At 38.3% G+C, this 18,179-nt stretch carries 17 protein-coding genes; 9 read left to right on the top strand and 8 right to left on the bottom strand.

Features of this window, described 5'->3' with window-relative positions; all coding sequences use genetic code 11:
* The first annotated feature begins 53 nt into the window (after nucleotides 1–53).
* From GILLI_RS11845 to GILLI_RS11835, 3 genes are all read left to right on the top strand, one after another.
* Complete coding sequence (locus GILLI_RS11845; protein WP_006989350.1) at nucleotides 54–1,844, top strand: chloride channel protein; 1,791 nt, start codon at nucleotides 54–56, stop codon at nucleotides 1,842–1,844.
* A 3-nt stretch (nucleotides 1,845–1,847) separates the two neighbouring features.
* Nucleotides 1,848–2,087: a hypothetical protein gene (locus tag GILLI_RS11840; protein WP_006989349.1), complete on the top strand. Its 240-nt coding sequence runs from the start codon at nucleotides 1,848–1,850 to the stop codon at nucleotides 2,085–2,087.
* Between the two features lie 103 nt (nucleotides 2,088–2,190).
* Nucleotides 2,191–2,388: a cold-shock protein gene (locus GILLI_RS11835; protein WP_006989348.1), complete on the top strand. Its 198-nt coding sequence runs from the start codon at nucleotides 2,191–2,193 to the stop codon at nucleotides 2,386–2,388.
* 114 nt (nucleotides 2,389–2,502) lie between these two features.
* Here the strand turns inward: GILLI_RS11835 and GILLI_RS11830 are convergent, their stop codons facing one another.
* Nucleotides 2,503–3,456: an NAD-dependent epimerase/dehydratase family protein gene (locus tag GILLI_RS11830; RefSeq protein WP_006989347.1), complete on the bottom strand. Its 954-nt coding sequence runs from the start codon at nucleotides 3,454–3,456 to the stop codon at nucleotides 2,503–2,505.
* A gap of 143 nt (nucleotides 3,457–3,599) precedes the next feature.
* Between GILLI_RS11830 and GILLI_RS11825 the strand changes: the two genes are divergently transcribed.
* The 3 genes from GILLI_RS11825 (at nucleotide 3,600) to GILLI_RS11815 (ending at nucleotide 7,125) form a co-directional block, all read left to right on the top strand.
* The gene (locus GILLI_RS11825) at nucleotides 3,600–4,187 is read left to right on the top strand and encodes a hypothetical protein (RefSeq protein WP_006989346.1); all 588 of its coding nucleotides are present in this window, start codon (nucleotides 3,600–3,602) and stop codon (nucleotides 4,185–4,187) included.
* A 59-nt stretch (nucleotides 4,188–4,246) separates the two neighbouring features.
* On the top strand, nucleotides 4,247–4,795 hold the full coding sequence (locus GILLI_RS11820; protein ID WP_006989345.1) for a nuclear transport factor 2 family protein: 549 nt from the start codon (nucleotides 4,247–4,249) through the stop codon (nucleotides 4,793–4,795).
* A gap of 260 nt (nucleotides 4,796–5,055) precedes the next feature.
* A complete protein-coding gene (locus tag GILLI_RS11815) occupies nucleotides 5,056–7,125 on the top strand; it encodes a M13 family metallopeptidase (RefSeq protein WP_006989344.1) in 2,070 nt (689 codons plus the stop codon).
* Between the two features lie 784 nt (nucleotides 7,126–7,909).
* Here GILLI_RS11815 and GILLI_RS11810 read toward each other — a convergent pair.
* Together GILLI_RS11810 and GILLI_RS11805 are read right to left on the bottom strand one after the other, a co-directional pair.
* A complete protein-coding gene (locus tag GILLI_RS11810; RefSeq protein WP_006989343.1) occupies nucleotides 7,910–8,722 on the bottom strand; it encodes an NAD(P)H-binding protein in 813 nt (270 codons plus the stop codon).
* Between the two features lie 45 nt (nucleotides 8,723–8,767).
* The gene (locus GILLI_RS11805; protein ID WP_006989342.1) at nucleotides 8,768–11,092 is read right to left on the bottom strand and encodes a M28 family peptidase; all 2,325 of its coding nucleotides are present in this window, start codon (nucleotides 11,090–11,092) and stop codon (nucleotides 8,768–8,770) included.
* Nucleotides 11,093–11,220: 128 nt separating this feature from the next.
* Between GILLI_RS11805 and GILLI_RS11800 the strand changes: the two genes are divergently transcribed.
* Nucleotides 11,221–11,688 (top strand): CBS domain-containing protein, encoded by a 468-nt coding sequence (locus tag GILLI_RS11800; protein WP_006989341.1) that lies wholly within the window; start codon nucleotides 11,221–11,223, stop codon nucleotides 11,686–11,688.
* On the opposite strand, the gene GILLI_RS11795 is transcribed toward GILLI_RS11800, so the two are convergent.
* From GILLI_RS11795 to GILLI_RS11775, 5 genes are all read right to left on the bottom strand, one after another.
* Nucleotides 11,685–12,032 (bottom strand): hypothetical protein, encoded by a 348-nt coding sequence (locus GILLI_RS11795; protein ID WP_006989340.1) that lies wholly within the window; start codon nucleotides 12,030–12,032, stop codon nucleotides 11,685–11,687. The genes GILLI_RS11800 and GILLI_RS11795 overlap by 4 nt on opposite strands.
* 158 nt (nucleotides 12,033–12,190) lie before the next feature.
* A complete protein-coding gene (locus GILLI_RS11790) occupies nucleotides 12,191–12,667 on the bottom strand; it encodes a hypothetical protein (RefSeq protein ID WP_006989338.1) in 477 nt (158 codons plus the stop codon).
* A gap of 8 nt (nucleotides 12,668–12,675) precedes the next feature.
* Nucleotides 12,676–13,071, bottom strand: a complete 396-nt coding sequence (locus GILLI_RS11785; RefSeq protein WP_050855614.1) for a DUF4174 domain-containing protein — start codon at nucleotides 13,069–13,071, stop codon at nucleotides 12,676–12,678.
* 171 nt (nucleotides 13,072–13,242) lie between these two features.
* The gene (locus tag GILLI_RS11780; protein WP_006989336.1) at nucleotides 13,243–13,857 is read right to left on the bottom strand and encodes a DEAD/DEAH box helicase; all 615 of its coding nucleotides are present in this window, start codon (nucleotides 13,855–13,857) and stop codon (nucleotides 13,243–13,245) included.
* A gap of 80 nt (nucleotides 13,858–13,937) precedes the next feature.
* Nucleotides 13,938–16,679 carry a cation-translocating P-type ATPase gene (locus tag GILLI_RS11775; RefSeq protein ID WP_006989335.1) on the bottom strand — a complete coding sequence of 914 codons (2,742 nt, stop codon included), beginning with the start codon at nucleotides 16,677–16,679 and terminating at the stop codon, nucleotides 13,938–13,940.
* 484 nt (nucleotides 16,680–17,163) lie between these two features.
* Between GILLI_RS11775 and GILLI_RS11770 the strand changes: the two genes are divergently transcribed.
* Entirely contained in the window at nucleotides 17,164–17,415 is a 252-nt protein-coding gene (locus GILLI_RS11770) for a DUF6364 family protein (protein ID WP_006989334.1), read from the top strand.
* A complete protein-coding gene (locus GILLI_RS11765; RefSeq protein WP_006989333.1) occupies nucleotides 17,415–17,837 on the top strand; it encodes a type II toxin-antitoxin system VapC family toxin in 423 nt (140 codons plus the stop codon). Before GILLI_RS11770 ends, GILLI_RS11765 begins: the two co-directional genes overlap by 1 nt.
* The last annotated feature ends 342 nt before the right edge of the window (nucleotides 17,838–18,179 follow it).

The raw sequence follows: 18,179 nt of genomic DNA, 5'->3' as shown, positions 1-18,179 counted from the left end.
AATCCTGCTTTTGGCAGGATTTTTTATCTTCACAAATTATAAAAATCCTTAGTTTGGCTTCAGCAACAAAAAAATTATCTGATCGATTTGCCATCTGGAAAACCCAGCACTTAACAAACCATCAGTTTTTGATGTTTTTAAGTGCCCTTATTGGTTTTATAGCAGGACTGGTTGCTGTTACTATAAAAAACCTTACCCACTATATTCAGCAACTTCTTGAAGGGGAGTTTGTAATAAATTATCATGCCGCCTTCTATTTTATATTCCCTGTAATTGGACTGGCAATCACCCTGTTGATTATAAAATTTGGGTTAAAAAAGAGTATAGGCAATGGTATTCCCACCACCCTGCATGCCATTTCCAAACGGAAAGGGATCATGCAAAAATTCCAAATGTACGCTTCCCTGCTTACAGCTCCTATTACAGTAGGTTTTGGAGGTTCGGTAGGACTCGAGGCTCCAACCGTTGCAACCGGTGCGTCTATAAGCTCCAACCTGTCCCGCTTTTTTAAAATGAACCAGGCTTCAAGAACCCTTCTTATAGGATGTGCTGCTGCCGGAGCTATGTCTGCTCTTTTTAAGGCTCCTATAGCGGCTATAATCTTTGCGATTGAAATTTTTAGCCTGGACCTTACTCTTATTTCTATGATCCCCCTGCTCCTGGCATCGGTTTCAGCTATACTCACCACGTATTTTTTTTCAGGTTCAGATATTATTCTGAATACGCAGCTCACAGATGAATTTGAGATTCAGCAAGTACCTTTTTATATTCTCCTGGGAGTAATTGCATCGCTATGTTCAATATATTTCACCAAAATATACTTCCGTATAAACAAATTTTTCAGCAAGATTACCTCTTCCTTCAACAAACTTTTAATTGGAGGGATTTCCCTGGGAATTCTTATTTTTCTTATACCTCCACTTTATGGGGAGGGTTATGATGTTATAAATAATTTACTCCAGGAAAACTACCTCGCTGCCCTGGGAACAAATATTTTTGATGCATATCTCGACAACATCTGGGTAGTTATTGCTCTGCTTGCAGGACTTATTGTATTCAAGATCATTGCCACCTCGCTTACAATGGGCGCTGGTGGTGTAGGAGGAATTTTTGCTCCGGTGCTTTTTATGGGTAGCGCTATGGGACACTGTTTTGCCTTAATTATAAACAATAGCGGATTTTTAAAATCCCCACTTTCGGTAAGCAATTTTACCATGGTAGGAATGGCAGGTTTAATGGCGGGCATAATGCACGCTCCGCTTACCGCGATTTTCCTCATTGCCGAGCTCACAAGCGGTTACGACTTATTCGTGCCCCTTATGATAACTGCTGCAATTTCATTTATGATCACTTCACAATTTCAGCCACATTCGGTTTATACCCTCGACCTGGCTTCCCGTGGAGAATTAATTACTCACAATAAGGATCAAATGGTATTAACTTTGCTGAATATAAGGCAGGTAATAGAAACAAATTTTGTAAGCCTGAATATAGATGCCACTCTTGGAGATATCATCCATAACGGGGTCATAAAATCCTCCAGGAACTTTTTTCCTGTTTTAGATGAAAACGATCATATTATGGGAATAATTTTACTTGATGATATACGTCCTGTGATGTTTAATCAATCATTGTATGACGAGATTAAGGTTCGGGAATTAATGCAGGCTGCACCAGAAGTTATAGATCTTAGAAAGGACAGCACCAAGGATATTATGAGAAAATTTCAAGAAAGCGATGCCTGGAATCTGCCAGTTGTTGATAATGAAAAGTATATTGGTTTTATTTCCAAATCGAAATTGTTAACCGCTTACAGGCAAAAATTAATCGAAGTAACCGTTTAAATTATGAATTTAATATTGAAAATACTCGGAATAATAATCCTTGCCGCTATTGGCACAGGCTTTTATTTTAGACTGAATGACGATATCCTTTTGGGGGATAAGATCATAGGGATTGCGGTTTTAGCAAGTGCATTTATCCTCATGCCCATCTTTTTATATGTGCGTTGGAAAGGAAAAAAACTGGAAGATTATACCCTCTCTGAAGAAAACTTTAAAAAAATGCGGGAGAACGAGAGGAACTAACTCATTTATAATCAATAACGTTAAAAATATTTTTTATTTTTTCTCCTACCAGTAAATTTAATTATGTAAGTTTGTTCTTTATTAATTATTTATTTTTATTACAATGGAAGGTACAGTTAAATTTTTCAATGAGTCTAAAGGATATGGATTCATTACCAACGACGACACAGGTAGAGACATCTTTGTACACATTACAGGTCTTGACGGTGAATCTTTAAACGAAGGTGACAAGGTTGAGTACGTTGAAGAAGAAGGAAGAAAAGGACTAACCGCAGCTCAGGTGCGCGTTATCAACGATTAATATATTTAGTATATTTAATTCGAAAAACATTAAAAACCCGGCTAAATTTAATTTAGCCGGGTTTTTTTGTGCTTAATAAATACTTTAACCGCAGTCTATCCTGTGTGGCAACCTTTAAGAAACAGGCTTTTTTAATCCTTCCAGCATAGTTTTGGTTAGTTTTTCCAAATCGAATTCATGTTCCCATCCCCAGTCTTCTCTTGCTTGTTTGTCATCAATGCTGCCTGGCCAGGAATTGGCGATTTGTTGCCTGAAATCCGGTTTGTAGCTTATTTCAAATTCCGGAAGTTGCTTTTTTATTTCTGCAGCCAGTTCTTTAGGGGTAAAACTCATTGCCGATAGATTATAGGAAGATCTCACTTTTACATCTTTAGCAGGCGCCTCCATGATATCCACTGTTGCTTTAATAGCATCATCCATAAACATCATGGGAAGTGAAGTGTTTTCAGCTAAAAATGAAGTATACAATCCTTTTCGTAAGGCTTCGTGGAATATTTCGATGGCATAATCTGTAGTACCACCACCCGGTAAGGTTTTATAGCTTATAATCCCGGGATACCTCAAACTACGCACATCCACATCATACTTTTGGAAAAAATATTCACACCAGCGCTCTCCGGTTTGCTTGGAAATTCCGTAAACCGTTGTTGGTTCCATAACAGTTGTTTGTGGCGTATTTTCCTTTGGGGTACTTGGCCCAAAAACAGCAATACTGGAAGGCCAAAAGACTCGGTTTATCTTTTTATCTTTTGCCATATTAAGAATAATAAATAGCGAATTCATGTTCAGGTCCCAGGCTTTCATAGGAATTTTCTCCGCAGTTGCACTTAACATAGCTGCCATTAGGTAAACCTCTGTGATCTGGTATTTTTCCACCACTTCCTCGATCAATTCCTTATTCGTGGCATCTATAATTTCAAAAGGACCGGAATTCATCAGGTCTTCATCGCCCTCTTTAATGTCACTGGCTATAACATTTTCATTTCCATAAAGCGCTCTTAATTTAAGTGTAAGCTCGCTTCCAATTTGTCCGGAAGCTCCAATTATCAATATTCTTTTTGAATTCATCGTCTCAATTTTGTGATGCAAATATATCCATTTCGTGAAAGAACATCGAAGATTCAGCATAAAATAAGAACGGCTTCACTCAACATTTCATTCTGCTTTTTTAGGAAAGGTTTTTAATTAACTTTGTTTTTCAAGATGTGAATATGAAGAATCTTTTTTTAATACTATTAGCCTTGTGTTTATTGGGTTGTGAAGAGCCCAAAAATTTGGAAGAGAATGCCGCAAAAAAAGTGGAAGACTCCATTGCTTTTAGCCAAAACCTCAAAGTTTCCAATCAGGAAGTAATCCTCCTCCCGGAAGCCAGTGCCATAACTTCCGAATGGCTTGCATATCTCACCGCACAAATCGAAATCGACAATTTTCGGGAGTACACGGTTAATGAAGCGGTTTCCAATGCCCGTCCTATTGCCGAAATTATGCGTTCCCTGAGGGAAACACTTCCAGACACCCTGAAATCTAACGCTACAGAAGCGCGACTCGCCGTAATTTACACCAAGGCCAAGGTTCTGGAACAAAGCTCCAAAAAGAGAAATCCAGATCCCCTGGAAATTGCAACAATAGCAGAGGAAATCCCAACAGAATTCAATAATTTTAAAATTCAAATCAACGAATTATTCCTTAAAACCCTGGAGCAGTTTGAAATGGAACTGGATGAATTTGATGCGGATCAGGAAAGAGATACTACCGAAACCTCAAAACCACCTGTTCCGGTAATGGAGAATCCTGTTTAAAGCTTATTATTCCTGAAATTTTATTTTACTAGGGCTTATAATTCACTTAATAACCAAAAATGAAAAAATTTGCACTGCTTCTGTTACTCGCTTCCGTATCTGCCTGTACATTTTCTTCAAAAACTACAACCATAGAAACTGCTGAAGAAAAGCCATCTCAAGAAATTTTAGAAAAACAGATAACTGCTACATTGGAGAACTGGCATGCAGCCGCGGCCAATGCAAATTTTGAAGACTATTTTACATTGATGGCCGAAGACGGAGTTTTTATAGGTACAGATGCTACCGAAAACTGGCAAAATACAGCATTTAGGGAATTTTCAAAACCCTATTTTGACAACGGAAAAGCCTGGAATTTTACAACCCTGGAAAGAAATATCTACATCTCACAAAATGGACAAACAGCCTGGTTCGATGAACTGCTGAATACCCAAATGGGAATTTGCCGCGGATCCGGAGTGCTGGAAAAAGTGAAGGATCACTGGAAAATCAAACATTATGTGCTTTCTATCGCCATCCCAAATGAATCTGTTTCAGAGGTAACGGCGACCAAAAAACAAATCGACAGTCTACTAATCATCCAACTTCAGAAAAAGAACAAAAAGTAAGAGGACTCCGGTTAATTTCAGAAAAAATAATGGCATAATTGCTGATCATATGCTGTTAATTTTAAGTATTTTAGCCAGCAAAATCATAGTAATCTGCCCTGGGCAAAATCCCAAAAGTATATAAAAGAAAAACCACCCCCAATGCGAGGCAGGCATCTGGGAATCAAGAACCTTTGAAAACAATTTTAAAAATTCGAGACATCCCGACGGTCAGGCGGGTTAAACCCTTAATGAGGGATTAAAAATAAACTAAAACACATATGAAAAAAACAACCAGTATTATGTTAATTCCAGTGCTTGCAGCATTGGTTGCCACCGGCTGCAAAAGCGAGGACAAAAAAATGGAGAAAGAAGAAGCTCGCGGGATCAATCTGGCTTTTATGGATACAACTGTAAGCCCTAAAGAAGATTTCTTTAGATATGTAAACGGAGTATGGGTAGATTCTACCGAAATTCCCGATGAATATACTACCTGGGGAAGCTTTAACGAACTTAGGAAAAATACCGATGCCGCAGCTTTAAGCCTTCTTGAAAAAGCCTCAAATAACAATGAGCTGGATGCTTCCAGCGATCAGGCAAAAGCGGTATATCTTTACAAAAGCATAATGGACACCGTGTCCCGAAATGAAAAAGGGGTGGCTCCTTTAAAGGATTACCTGGCAAAAATTGAAGCTATTGAGAATAAGGAAGATCTTCAAGCCTATCTTACAGAAATGCAGGCTTATGGAGGCGCAGGATTTTTTAGATTTAATGTACGCGCAGATGCCAAAAACAGCAACGCTAATGCCGCTTATCTTTACCCCTCAGGTTTAGGGTTGCCAGACCGTGATTATTATACCGCCGATGATTCAAATTCAAAGGAAACCCGCGAAAAATATAAAGCACATATCGCACGAATGCTTCAGTATTTGGGAGATTCTCAGGAAGAAGCGCTCAAAAGTGCAGAGAGTATTCTTGCCTTTGAAACCAGCCTTGCAAAACCTCAGCTTGATAAAGTGGAACGCCGGGATGCAAGAAAACAATACAATCCAATGGCGATAGCTCAACTTCAAAAGCAAGTTCCCGCATTAGACTGGAAAGCTTATTTTGAGGCAATTGGCGCATCTCAGGTGGATACCGTAATTGTTGCTCAGCCTAAATATATGCAGCAGTTGCAAAAAACCTTTTCCGGAAACAACATAGAAGCCTGGAAAAACTATTTACGATGGAACCTCTTTAACGATGCTTCCAGTACTTTAAGTACGGAAATTGAAAGAGCTAGCTGGGAATTTTACAGTCAGACCCTACAGGGCGCAAAAGAACAACGTCCACTTAAGGAACGTGCCTTAGGTACTGTAAACAGAACCCTGGGCGAAGCTTTAGGCAAGTTATATGTGGAAGAGAATTTCCCTCCGGAAGCGAAGGAAAAAGCGCAGGAAATGATAGCAAATATCATCAAGGCATACGAAGTCAGGATCAAAAACCTAAGCTGGATGAGTGACAGCACCAAGACCAAAGCAATCGAAAAACTGGGAACTACAAGAATTAAAGTGGGTTATCCCGATGAGTGGAAGGATTACAGCGAACTTGAAATCGCCGCTCCCGGAGATGAAAAAGGATCTTTTTTCCAGAATATGATGAACGCATCAAAATGGAACGTAAAGGAAACCATGGCGAAACTTGGTGAGCCGGTTGACAAGAACGAATGGTACATGGCACCGCAAACCGTAAATGCATATTACAACCCTAGCTATAACGAAATCGTGTTCCCTGCGGCTATCCTGCAACCACCTTTTTACGATTATAAAGCAGATGCGGCAGTAAACTATGGTGGAATAGGCGCTGTAATAGGCCACGAGATCTCGCACGGATTCGATGACAGCGGATCCCGTTTTGACGCTGAAGGAAACCTTAACAACTGGTGGGGTGAAAATGACCTTACCCAATTTGAAAAACTGGGAGGCGCACTTGCCGAACAATACAGTGCTATTGAGGTATTGGACAGCGTTTACATCAATGGAAAATTTACCTTAGGGGAGAACATAGGAGATCTTGGAGGTGTGAATGCCGCGTACGACGGACTTCAAATTCACCTTAAAGAACATGGAAATCCTGGTGAGATCGATGGGTTTTCACCGGAGCAACGTTTCTTTATGTCCTGGGCAACCGTGTGGCGTACCAAGATGAGGGAAGAAGCTTTGAGAAACAGGATCAAGACAGATCCACATTCTCCAGGGATGTACCGCGCGTATGTGCCACTTCAAAATATCGAGGCTTTTTATCAGGCTTTTGATATTAAGGAAGGAGATAAAATGTACGTAGAACCTTCAAACCGGGTGTTGATCTGGTAAAATGAAATTAAGAATTTTAGAAGGGCCGCAGCAATGTTGCCCTTTTTTATTTTCAGGCTGCGTCCCCCACGCCCAAAAGCGTGGCGGTCGGGCTATTCGCTGTAGTCCCAATCCCCTGCGGGTATTGGGAGCTGCCGCTGCTATCCCTCGCAGAAAATCTGGTTAAAATTATAATACTAATTAGACTTTGAATTTGCCGAAATATTTGAGATCTCTTGAAGCAAACCCTTGCTAACGTTTAGTATTAGGCAGCCCTGAAAGGGGTGAAATAAAAAATGATATGAGGAATAGCGCACCTATATTTCACCCTTTCAGGGCTATATCTATGAGAATATCTTAACACAGGGCTTCACCCTGTGTTAAGATATTTTGCCCTTTCAGGGCTGTAGTATTAAGCAGCCCTGAAAGGGCGAAATATATCAGCGATGGGCAATTGCCCATCGGTTAGAGAATATCGATTTAAGGAAGCCCTGTAAGGGCGAAATAAAAAAATAGTGCAAGGAATAGCGTACCCAAATTATTTCACCCTTATACATTGAACTTGAAAAAATTTAAAAGCTTCCATCCTTCAAGGAGGGTTGTTCCAGTTATAATTTACTTTAAAACCCTTCCGTCTTAATCGGAAGGAAATTTCTGGTTACCTAAATAAAACCTAATGCCGATTAATCCATCTTCCCTTTAAAAGGGAAGGAGCCCTTTATTTTTTCCTTATCATTTTAAACCCTCAATGAGGTATTAAAATACTTTTCAAAGTGCTTTCAAAACATCAAATGGCAAGAGTCAGTTAAATCGAATAAACACCCTTTTGAAAAGAAAAATCCAACACCTCTTCTAATTTTACAGATTCTATGATCTTCCCTTTTGAAACCTTCTCAAGATCAAATTCCGGGATGGCAAGATTTTTCTCCTCTGCTATTCTGGAATAATAATCGGCCTTTGTGGGATGTTCGGGATATACCGCATTAAAGGTAACTCCCCATGCCTCTTTTTCAATTATTCTAGAGATGATGCCCATACAATCTTCGAGGTGGATCAAATTTACCGGCGCTTTAGGATCTTTGATATTTTTCCTGTCAGACAAATAATTTACCGGGTGCCTACCCGGGCCAAACAAACCTCCAAACCGGACTATCGTGGTTTCGTACAGGTTACTGTTTTTCAATTCATTCTCTGCCGATTTTAACTGCCGGGAATTTTCAGCGGTTCCGTTGGGGGAATCATCCTCGGTATAAACAGGAAATTCTTCGGCGTCTTTATACACAGAAGTGGCGCTTACAAAAAGTACTTTTTTTACGCCAGATTTTTTAATAAAATCGTTCAGCCTTCCTATTTTTCCAATAAAATTCGCTTCAGGATCGCTTCTCAATCCTGGTGGAATATCTATAATGAGCAAATCTGCATCTTCCAGAAATGCGCTAAGATCCCCCTGAACTCCTTCCGCGAATAACTGAATCCTGTATGGAATAAGACCCGTTTCAGATAGCTTATTGACCTTCTCCATACTGGTGGTAGAACCTTTTATTACATGGCCTTCCTCCTGCAACTTTTTAGCCAATGGCAATCCCAGCCAACCGCAACCTAATAGTGATATATTCATGTAGTTCTACTTTGCTCCCCTTGCCCGAGGATTTTTTTAATAAAATTAATTGAATTTGATGGTTTTCCTTATTGTAAGCGCATCATTAACTACAAAAGGTCTTGGGATCATCGATTTTTTGCGTTCCGGAATATCAAATTCCGGGTTTTCCAAAAGATCATAACTGGATTCAAATAAAAGGAATTCAGGCAGTTTTTCTTCCTTAACCACAAATTCAATGCTTAAAGTATCCCTGTTTGCAGCATGATACGTGAGCAATCTGCTGTGCCATCGTTTGGTAAAAACGTGAAATGAATTTGCTCCCAGATCAATCGAATCTGCGGTAAGGCCATTTACCTTAAACTCTTCAAAATCGACTTTTCTATCTACATAGAGTTCCATCCGGTTAATTTTCCGGTTTGGAGCAATTTTTAGGGAATAACGGCTTGTTTTATCCAGGCTATCCAACGGGTTCAGTTTTTCAAAAACAACCCCCGGTTCAGGAATATTTTTTAGTGGTGCTTTGGCCTTAAAAGTGAAATTTGATCCATATTTACTTTGTAAAGCTTCTTCAGAAGAAGGGATAATTACCGGATCCTCCCCAAAAAATTCGGAAGTCCATGAATCGACCATTAAGTCATAGGAATTCCAACTTGCCTCCTTCGTATCTGCGTTAAAGAGATAAACAAGACTGTTGGGTTTTGGTCTTTCCTCTGTAAAAGAAGATTTAAAATGCGCCGTAATGAACAGGACATTAAATATTAAAAAACATAGCAACGCCAGGGCTTTTTTAAGCTTAAAATATGTAAAAACGGGAAGAAAAAAGAGGAATAAAAAGGTGGTAAGTATAGCCGTTACAAAAAGTATTTTTAATCCTAATGCCACGGGGAAAGTGGTGATAAATGGCAATAGAATGACAAGTGCCGGCAGACTTAACAGCAGCATTAAAAACAAGTTTGGCTGTTTTTGGCGAAGCATCACCCCTAATTGTAAAATCGCAAAAAATGCTGGCAGAATAAAATATGCCGCTCCCTTAAGAAAAAATGCGACCAGAAGGCAGATTAACAGCCAGAAAAACAAAGGGAATACCAGGTAACCAGCCTTATTATCCTTAGAACTGAATTTATGATATGCGAAAAGATTAATGCTAAGAGTTAGGAAAATTACCGCTGCAATATAATAATACCCGTTGTAGGTAAACCCATGTTCCATTTCGGAATATTCAGGATAGATCATAAGGCAGAACATCCAGAGTAAATACGCCAAAATTCCAGATCCTATCAAACTTATAAAAAATGGGAGCATCCCTTTTAACACCGATCTCAAAAAGTGCTTTCTTCTAAAAATCCCGTAGCCTAAAACCAGGAAAAACGAGATAAAAGCGAGAATCAACATCGGGAAGATATAAGAGAAAGGATAACTGATGATCTTTCCAACGGGCAGACTAAAATAGATAAGATCTTCCTCAGAATTCAGTTCTGAAAAATTGGCATCCTTGAAATAATCCAGAAGTGGCATCAAATAACTTCCCTGGTGTGCGAGGGTTTCTCTATCAAGATTCTCCGGAATATCACTCGCGGTATGGTAATCAAAATGATCGTCTATAAACGCGAAATTGTAACCATTAATATTGGCCTGCTCTCTCAAAACTGTGAGATCGGTATCATTTGGAAGCATTTTATAAACACTGTAGGCCAGGGAATTGGTAACCGGATAATCTGGTTTGGCTTTAATGAATTCACGTATAAGTGCTGCATTTCCAGAATTGGTTTCCAGGAGCATAAAGGAATTTCCTCCGCTACCACGGGCTTCAAAATTTAAAGCCAGTCCTACATTTTTTGACCAGGGATGTTCCTTTACAAAAAGATCGGCACCATTCAATCCTAATTCTTCAGCATCGGTAAATAATAGTATGATCTCATTTTTGTTGGCTTTGCCATTTTTAATAAATGCCCGTATTCCTTCCAAAATGGTTGCCACTCCACTTGCCGCATCACTTGCCCCGGGAGAGGAATGCCCTGCACTGTCATAGTGAGACATTAAAAGCAGGGCGCTTCCTTCTTCGCTGCCGGGAATTCTTGCAAGGATATTTTGAGGGCGCGTAATCACTCCTTTATTATTAATGCTATAACCTTCCTGCATTTGAACTTCAAGGCCAAGTTCCTGCAATTCGTTCACAATGTAATTTCTTATCCTGCTATGCGCGCTGCTCCCCAAATAATGTGGAGTTTGTGCGATGTTTTCTATGTGCAGGAATGCGCGTTCAGTAGAAAATTCGGTTTCAGGGATTTCTGAAGAAGATTCTTTTCCGGGCATACTGGAATAAGAAATAAACCAGGCGCAAAAAATAAGAATCAGAATTATAAGTAATGGGGATAATTTTTTCAGCATAAAAAGAGAACAATTATTAAGGTTTAAAGATAAATAAGTTAAGCTGAATAAAATAAATTTATACACCTCTTCTAAAACTGGAAAATTTTCGTTATATTCAAAAGATTAATAATCAAAATGTTAGGGTTATGGGAATTAAAAGTTTTGAGGGAAAAAGAGCGGAGCCGGAGAAAATTCAAAGCGCTTCCATCCAGGTAAAGGATTATATGAGCGAAAATCTTATCACCTTTAGAAAAGATCATTATGTGGTGGAGGTGATGGAAACCCTTATTAAAAATAAGATTTCCGGTGCACCTGTGGTAAATGAAAACAATGAGCTGTTGGGAATCATCTCTGACGGCGATTGTATGAAACAAATATCAGAGAGCAGGTATTATAATATGCCTATTGGAGATATGAAGGTTGAACAGTATATGGAGACCGATGTTCCAACCATAGATAAAAACGTAAGCATTTTTGATTGTGCTTCTTTATTTTACAAACACAATTGCAGAAGGTTTCCTATTATTGAAAACGGAAAGTTGATTGGACAAATAAGCCGAAAAGATATTCTCTGTGCAGCACTTAAATTACGTGGCCAAAACTGGCATAGTTAAGTCCGTTTTACCAATGCGTAATAATCACCTTCCAAAGGCAAATAGCCCTGGTCATAAATGAAATAATATATAGTGCCGGATTTTGTCGTGTAGATGCTTGTGAAATAATCGAAACTAAAACCCTTAGCCAGCAGCTTCGTCCTGCTGGTTTTTGTTTTATCTACAGGGTTGAGTTCTTCCAGGATCCTGTAATTCTTGCGTAGGCGGTTATTTACGTTTCGAACCAGATTATTCCGGTCCTTATTCATCTTGTTATTATAGGAATTCCGACAGTAGTCGCCACAGAACTTTTTATCGATCCTGCCTACAATTTTTTCTCCGCACTCTATACAAGCTTCCTGCATCTCTTAAAGATAGGAAAAAAGTTTAAAAATGGTTTAAATAGCGAAAACTCCCTTTTAGACTTTAGCTTACAAAACAGGCTTGTGACCTAAATTTAAGGAAACACTATTAGACCCGGAAAGATTTTCCTGAAGATTTTCCTTAGAAATACCTGTATCCATTAGTTGGCCAGATTTTCCAATTCTAACCTGTAATCATATTGCAGGTCTTCGTGTAGCGTAGAAATGATCTTCTCAACCAAATCCAATTGCCGCTTATAGAGATTCATAAGGGTAGTATTCCTTGAGATAGAAGGCTTAAAAGTTTTTAATTTTGAACAAAAATAGATCAGTAATTCAACTTCGGTTTCCTTTTTTTGGGAATACCGACTGTATTTTTTTATGCTTCGAAGTATTTTTCTAACACTCTTTTTTATATAATAATAAGTATTGGTGTTGATATTTTCAAATTCCAGATCGATTTCATTTTTTACACTTTCAATATATCCAGCTTCATCGGTAGATTCAAATAGCAAATAGGTTAATAATTCCTTATTCTCCTTTTTGAATTTGGAGAGTCTGAGGCAGATCTCCAACACTTCTTCCGGAGAACGATACGAAAGTTCTTTTTTAAGCTGACTTACAGTTGCGGCTTTCATAATTGAAATTATCTTTTCTCATTTTTTCTCATTTCGGCTTTCCGCATTGGCATGGAATCTATGGTACCGAAAAGTTTTTCACAGGTAATCATTTCAGATTGATCCATTTTTACCCCGCCATCCAGCCCAATGAGCAGGACCTGAAATCCCGATTTGTTTTCTTTATACTTTTTATAAATATCTATAGAATTTTGCCACTCATCTTTGGTTTCCAATCCCTTCCTGAATTTATCCCGTGTACTATGGTAAACAATAAGTTTCCGGTCTTCCATCCCCTCTCGGCAGTTGCTTAATTCTTCCAACTGTTTCTTATAAAGGATATCATCAGGATCTTCTGTAAGAAGAATAAGAAACCTGTTTTCCCACCTATGGACAGAAAGGTCCTGTGCGCTTAGAGTCGTCATAGAAGTCAGTATTAATACTATTAAAATGGTCTGGAATCGGATCATACTTTACACTTGATGTAACTGCCAAAAATCGCTTCAGAAATAATTCTGTTTATAAATTCCGAAACAGTTTCATTCCGAAAAATAATGCAAGTAATTTGGTTTTTAGCGGAACGAATTTAAAATATCTTATTTCATTACTACTTCTTCAGAATGTGCCATAAATGAATCTTTTAAACGTTCGATCTTAGAATTGAATTCGGTTGAAAATATCAAATACTGACACTTTGTGATATGCGGTGGAATTCGAATAAGGTCGTTATAAGCGCTGTTTTTAAGAAGAAACTCGGCATCGTCCACAATGAATAATTTTAACTGACTTACATTGATCCCGGTAGCCTTAAATAGTCTAAATAATTTGTTTGGCGTTGCAATTACAATATCCATTCCCTCGTAAATATCCCCTTTTTGAACATCCAGATCCGGTTGATCATAAGCGCTGTAAACCCTCAAGTCCATATACCTTGTAAAAATTTTAAACGTATCTTCAAGTTCAAGGGCTGCTTCTTTATCTTTCACGACAATAATAGCACGGGGAGCATCTTCAAAAGCCTCACTTTCCAGTTTTTGAATCACACTTATAATCAAGGCTGTGGTTTTTCCACTTCCTTCAGGAGCAATCCCAAACAGGTTCATCCCGCTTTTTATCTTAGACAAAACCTTTTTTTGAAACGGGAGTGGGTTCTCATAGCCTAACCTTTCCAAAGCTTCTTTTAATGGGATATTTAATTTTTTAAACGACATAGCACTCTTTTATTTTATTCTAAAATTGATAGCGGAAAGACAACGGCCTTTCGATTTGTGGTAATATATAAAATCTGGAATCAATTCCGGGAATTTATTTCAACTGCCTTGGTTCGCTTGCCATTTTTGGCATTGAATAGTTTAAATAGTTCCATCACCAAAATTATGGGGATCGCCAAAAGCAGAATATAAAACCATTCTTTCAGACTAATGGGTTCAATTCTTAGGATATTTTGCATAAACGGAATTTGCATACTCAGGATGTGGATGCCTTGTGCCATAAGAACACCAAATACCAGGATCATATTTTTTTTCAGGGGTATTTTAAAGGCCGAAACCCTTTCAGAACGGCAATTAAAAACATGAAAGTTTTGCATGAATACCATTAACAGCAAAATTAGATTCCTGGCGTGAGTTTCTTCCATTTCAGTATATGTGTTGATCCAATACCATAATCCAAAAACTATCGTTGCTATTGTAGCGCTGGAAACCAAGGTTTGCTTCACCATTAACGGATTAAAAATTTTCTCTGATGGACTCCTTGGTTTTCGTATCATGGCTCCGGGTTCTCCTTTCTCAAAAGCCAGGGCAACATCCTGAATCCCATTGGTTACAAGATTAAGCCAAAGTAGCTGCACAGCAAGCAGGGGTAAGGGAAGGCCCGCCAGGATCGAACAAATAAAAAGAATTACTTCTGCTGCTCCCGTAGAAATAAGAAGATAAATCACTTTCCTCACATTATCATATGCAAACCTCCCTTCTTCCACCCCGGCTACAATCGAAGAGAAATTATCGTCTACAACAATCATCGATCCTACTTCTTTTGCCACATCGGTGCCGGAACCCATAGCTACACCGATATTTGCCCTTTTTAAAGCAGGGGCATCGTTAACTCCATCACCGGTCACCGCCACAAATTCTCCCTCATCAATTAAAACACCCACAATCTCCAGTTTTTGAGAAGGTGACACCCTTGCAAATACCGTAGAATCTGCCACAAGGTCCTTATACGCCTTAGCATTTGGTGAATTAGCTTCCAGGAGCATTTTCCCGTTTACCACAATGGTATCCTCATTGGCAATTCCCAATTCACGTGCAAGTGTTTTGGCTGTTGAAGGATGGTCTCCGGTGATCATAATAACCTTAATTCCTGCTTTCTTGCATTGTTCGACGGATAAAATGGCCTCCCTACGCAATGGATCAATAAACCCTACGAGCCCATAAAAAGTGAGTTTTGGAATATCTTCCGGTTCATAATTTTTTTTCTTTTCATAATTGGGACATTTCCTGTTGGCAAAAGCAAGAACCCTATACCCTTGTTTAGCCAATTTATCGGCCTGCTCCAAAATAAAATTCCTGTTAAGTTCAACAGGGGAACCATCAATGGACATGGTATCACAAAAATCAAGGACGGTTTCCACAGCACCCTTTAAATCGATATTATTGTTTTTACAGAATGCTGCGGAAAATTTTCTTTCCGATTCGTAAGGAATTAAATCAGGAGGATCTTTTTCAGAAGAACTATTTTCGGGATCTAATCCAAATTTGTAGCTCATCCCCAATAAAGCGACATCCATAGAGTCACCATAATGCACCCATTGGTTATTTTCTTTAGTCAGGCTGGCTTCATTGGCACAAACTGCGATTCTGCAAATTTTTTGTATCTCTCTGTTTTCGGAAAAATGTATTTCCTTATCAGGTTCATTTTTCCGGAATACTTTACCATCTCCGTTATAGCCTTCTCCCTGTATGTTTAAAATACTTCCGTCCGGTAAAATCACTCTTTTGGCAGTTTGTTCGTTCACTGTGAGCGTTCCTGTTTTATCACTGGCTATAACGGTACAACTACCAAGGCTTTCAACCGAATTCAGTTTGCGCACAATTACATTGCGCTTTGCCATGCGTTTGGCTGCAATAGACAAGGCCACTGTTAAGGCTACGGGTAAACCTTCAGGAATTGCTGAAACTGCAAGGGCAACTACAAAAAAGAAAATATCCATTATAGCCAATCCCTGGATATGGAGCATACCCCCAATAATTAGACTGAGCACGATTATCAAGATGCCTATTTGTTGGATGAATTTTTCCATACGCTGGACCAGCGGTGGCTTCGCCGACTCGGATTCTGTAACGTGCTTAGAAATCTTTCCAACTTCGGTTTCTAAACCTGTGGAAACAACCAAACCCCAACCGCGTCCGTATAAAACGGTTGATCCAGCAAATGCCATGTTGGTACGTTCTGCGATACCAAGGTTTTTATTTAGTGTTCCAGACTGCTTTTTTACCGATACAGATTCTCCGGTTAAAAGACTTTCATCTATTTCAAGGCCTGAAGATTCAATTATCCGAATATCTGCCGGAACCTTAATTCCCGATTCCAATAAAACAACATCCCCCGGCACCAGCTCTTCTGAAGGGATCTTCAGTTGTTTTTCCTCCCTTCGCACGCTCGCCTTAATCCTTAAAAGTTTTTGCAATGTAGCAGCACTTTTTTCGGCATTGTATTCCTGGTAAGTACCAACTGCACTGTTGATGAAAATAACAAGAAAAATAAAAATTGCATCTTTAGCTTCCCCAATTGCAACAGAAGCAATTGCAGCAGCAATAAGAATAAATATGAGCGGATTTAGCAGCTGATGAAGGATGATCTCCAACAAGGTGACTTTCTTTCCCTCCGGAAGTTTATTCTCCCCATAAATTTCCCGCCTGGATTTTACCTCCTCCGGTGAAAGGCCTCCTTTTGATGCTTTTAACTTATCAAAAATTCCAGAATCTTCAATCGCGTACCATGCTTCCCCGGATATTTGATCCTGCTTTTTCATTCTCAATTCAATTATGAATATTTCTGTATAATTTCAAAAGTAAAAACCAATCTTTAGAATCAAATTTGCAGTTGGGGAAAGCAAATTTTTGGGGTTAACCCATAAAAATAAAGGACACCTTAAAAATAATGAATCCAGCCTGATTGCTTAATCCAAACTTTTATGAGATTAATCATAAAACAGACATATTTAACAAAACATGGAGGTTAAACCAATAATCATTTTACGCCTTATGTGTTTAAATAAAATTCTTAAAATATGAGCTCATTAATCAGTTAGCTCGAAGCAAGCTCATAAAATAAGTCAAAGCAAGAAATATCCAGAATTTCGATGAAATACTACCCGAATGGTAAGAGCGGCCAAAAGGAAATTAAAGCCACAGTTAGCGACAAGCGGATTGCAACACGTGTTAATAATTAAAAAATAACACGTATAAATGAAATTCTTCTTTATTTTTGTCCTTATAACTTTCAATTGAAAAGTGATGAATACTAAACTCACATTAACAATAGAACAAGAAATCATAAAAAGGGCAAAAAATTACGCTAAAGAAAAAAATCAAAGTCTTTCAGATATTATCGAAAACTATTTAAAAGCGCTTACAAAAGAAGAACAAAAACAAAAGGGTAAAAAACTGAATCCTATAGTGAAATCTTTGAAAGGATCTTTCAAAATGCCCAAAAATATGGACTACGAAAAAGAACTTAGAAACCGTTTAGAAGAAAAATATCTATAATGGAAAATGTTCTTATTGATACCGATGTCATTTTAGATTTTTTCTTTGACAGAGAACCCTTCGCAGAATTTACTACAGCTATTCTAAACTTATGCGAAGAAAATAAGTTAAAAGGATTTATAACTCCGGTAATTGTTTGTAACGTATATTATTTACTAAGGAAAACAGCAAAACACGAAATCGTAATTGAAAAAATAAAACAATTACTGACTATTATTGATGTTTTAAAAATAGATAAAGAAGTAGTTCTTGATTCTTTAAACTCCGATTTTAAAGATTTTGAAGACGCAATACAAAATTTTTCAGCTATTAAAAATGGTAAAATAAGTATTGTCCTCACCAGGGATATAAAAGATTATAAAAAAAGCGAATTAGCTGTAATGACTCCTGAAACCTTTTTAAAGGGTACCGCCAGTAGCTAAGTGGGTTATCGCAAATAACGAGTTTTGTTGAAAAAATGTAATTTAGAATCCTAAGAAATAAATTGGATAATCCAATAAGTGCCAGTCCCTACTCCCGAAACTTGCTTTAATCGTAACTGTTGGGCTTAAGAGCTTTTTCACGTCTTTGCTTTTTTGAAAACATCCAGACTTTCGCTGAACATTGTGAAAAACCAGTTTAAAAAAATCAGATTATCAAACCTTTAACCGACAACAAACGCTTACAAACGAAAGTAAACGAAAACAAACCCTTCACAACCGAATAAGCCTAAGTGCCTGCTATAAGTTTGTCCTGTTGAAATGAACCAATGATTTTCAACTGCA

Origin of the sequence: Gillisia limnaea DSM 15749 (assembly GCF_000243235.1) — a bacterium.
In the GTDB taxonomy this organism is placed as follows: Bacteria; Bacteroidota; Bacteroidia; order Flavobacteriales; family Flavobacteriaceae; genus Gillisia; species Gillisia limnaea.
The sequence above is the reverse complement of the archived record's forward strand: the minus strand, read 5'-3'. Positions and strand labels throughout refer to the sequence as shown.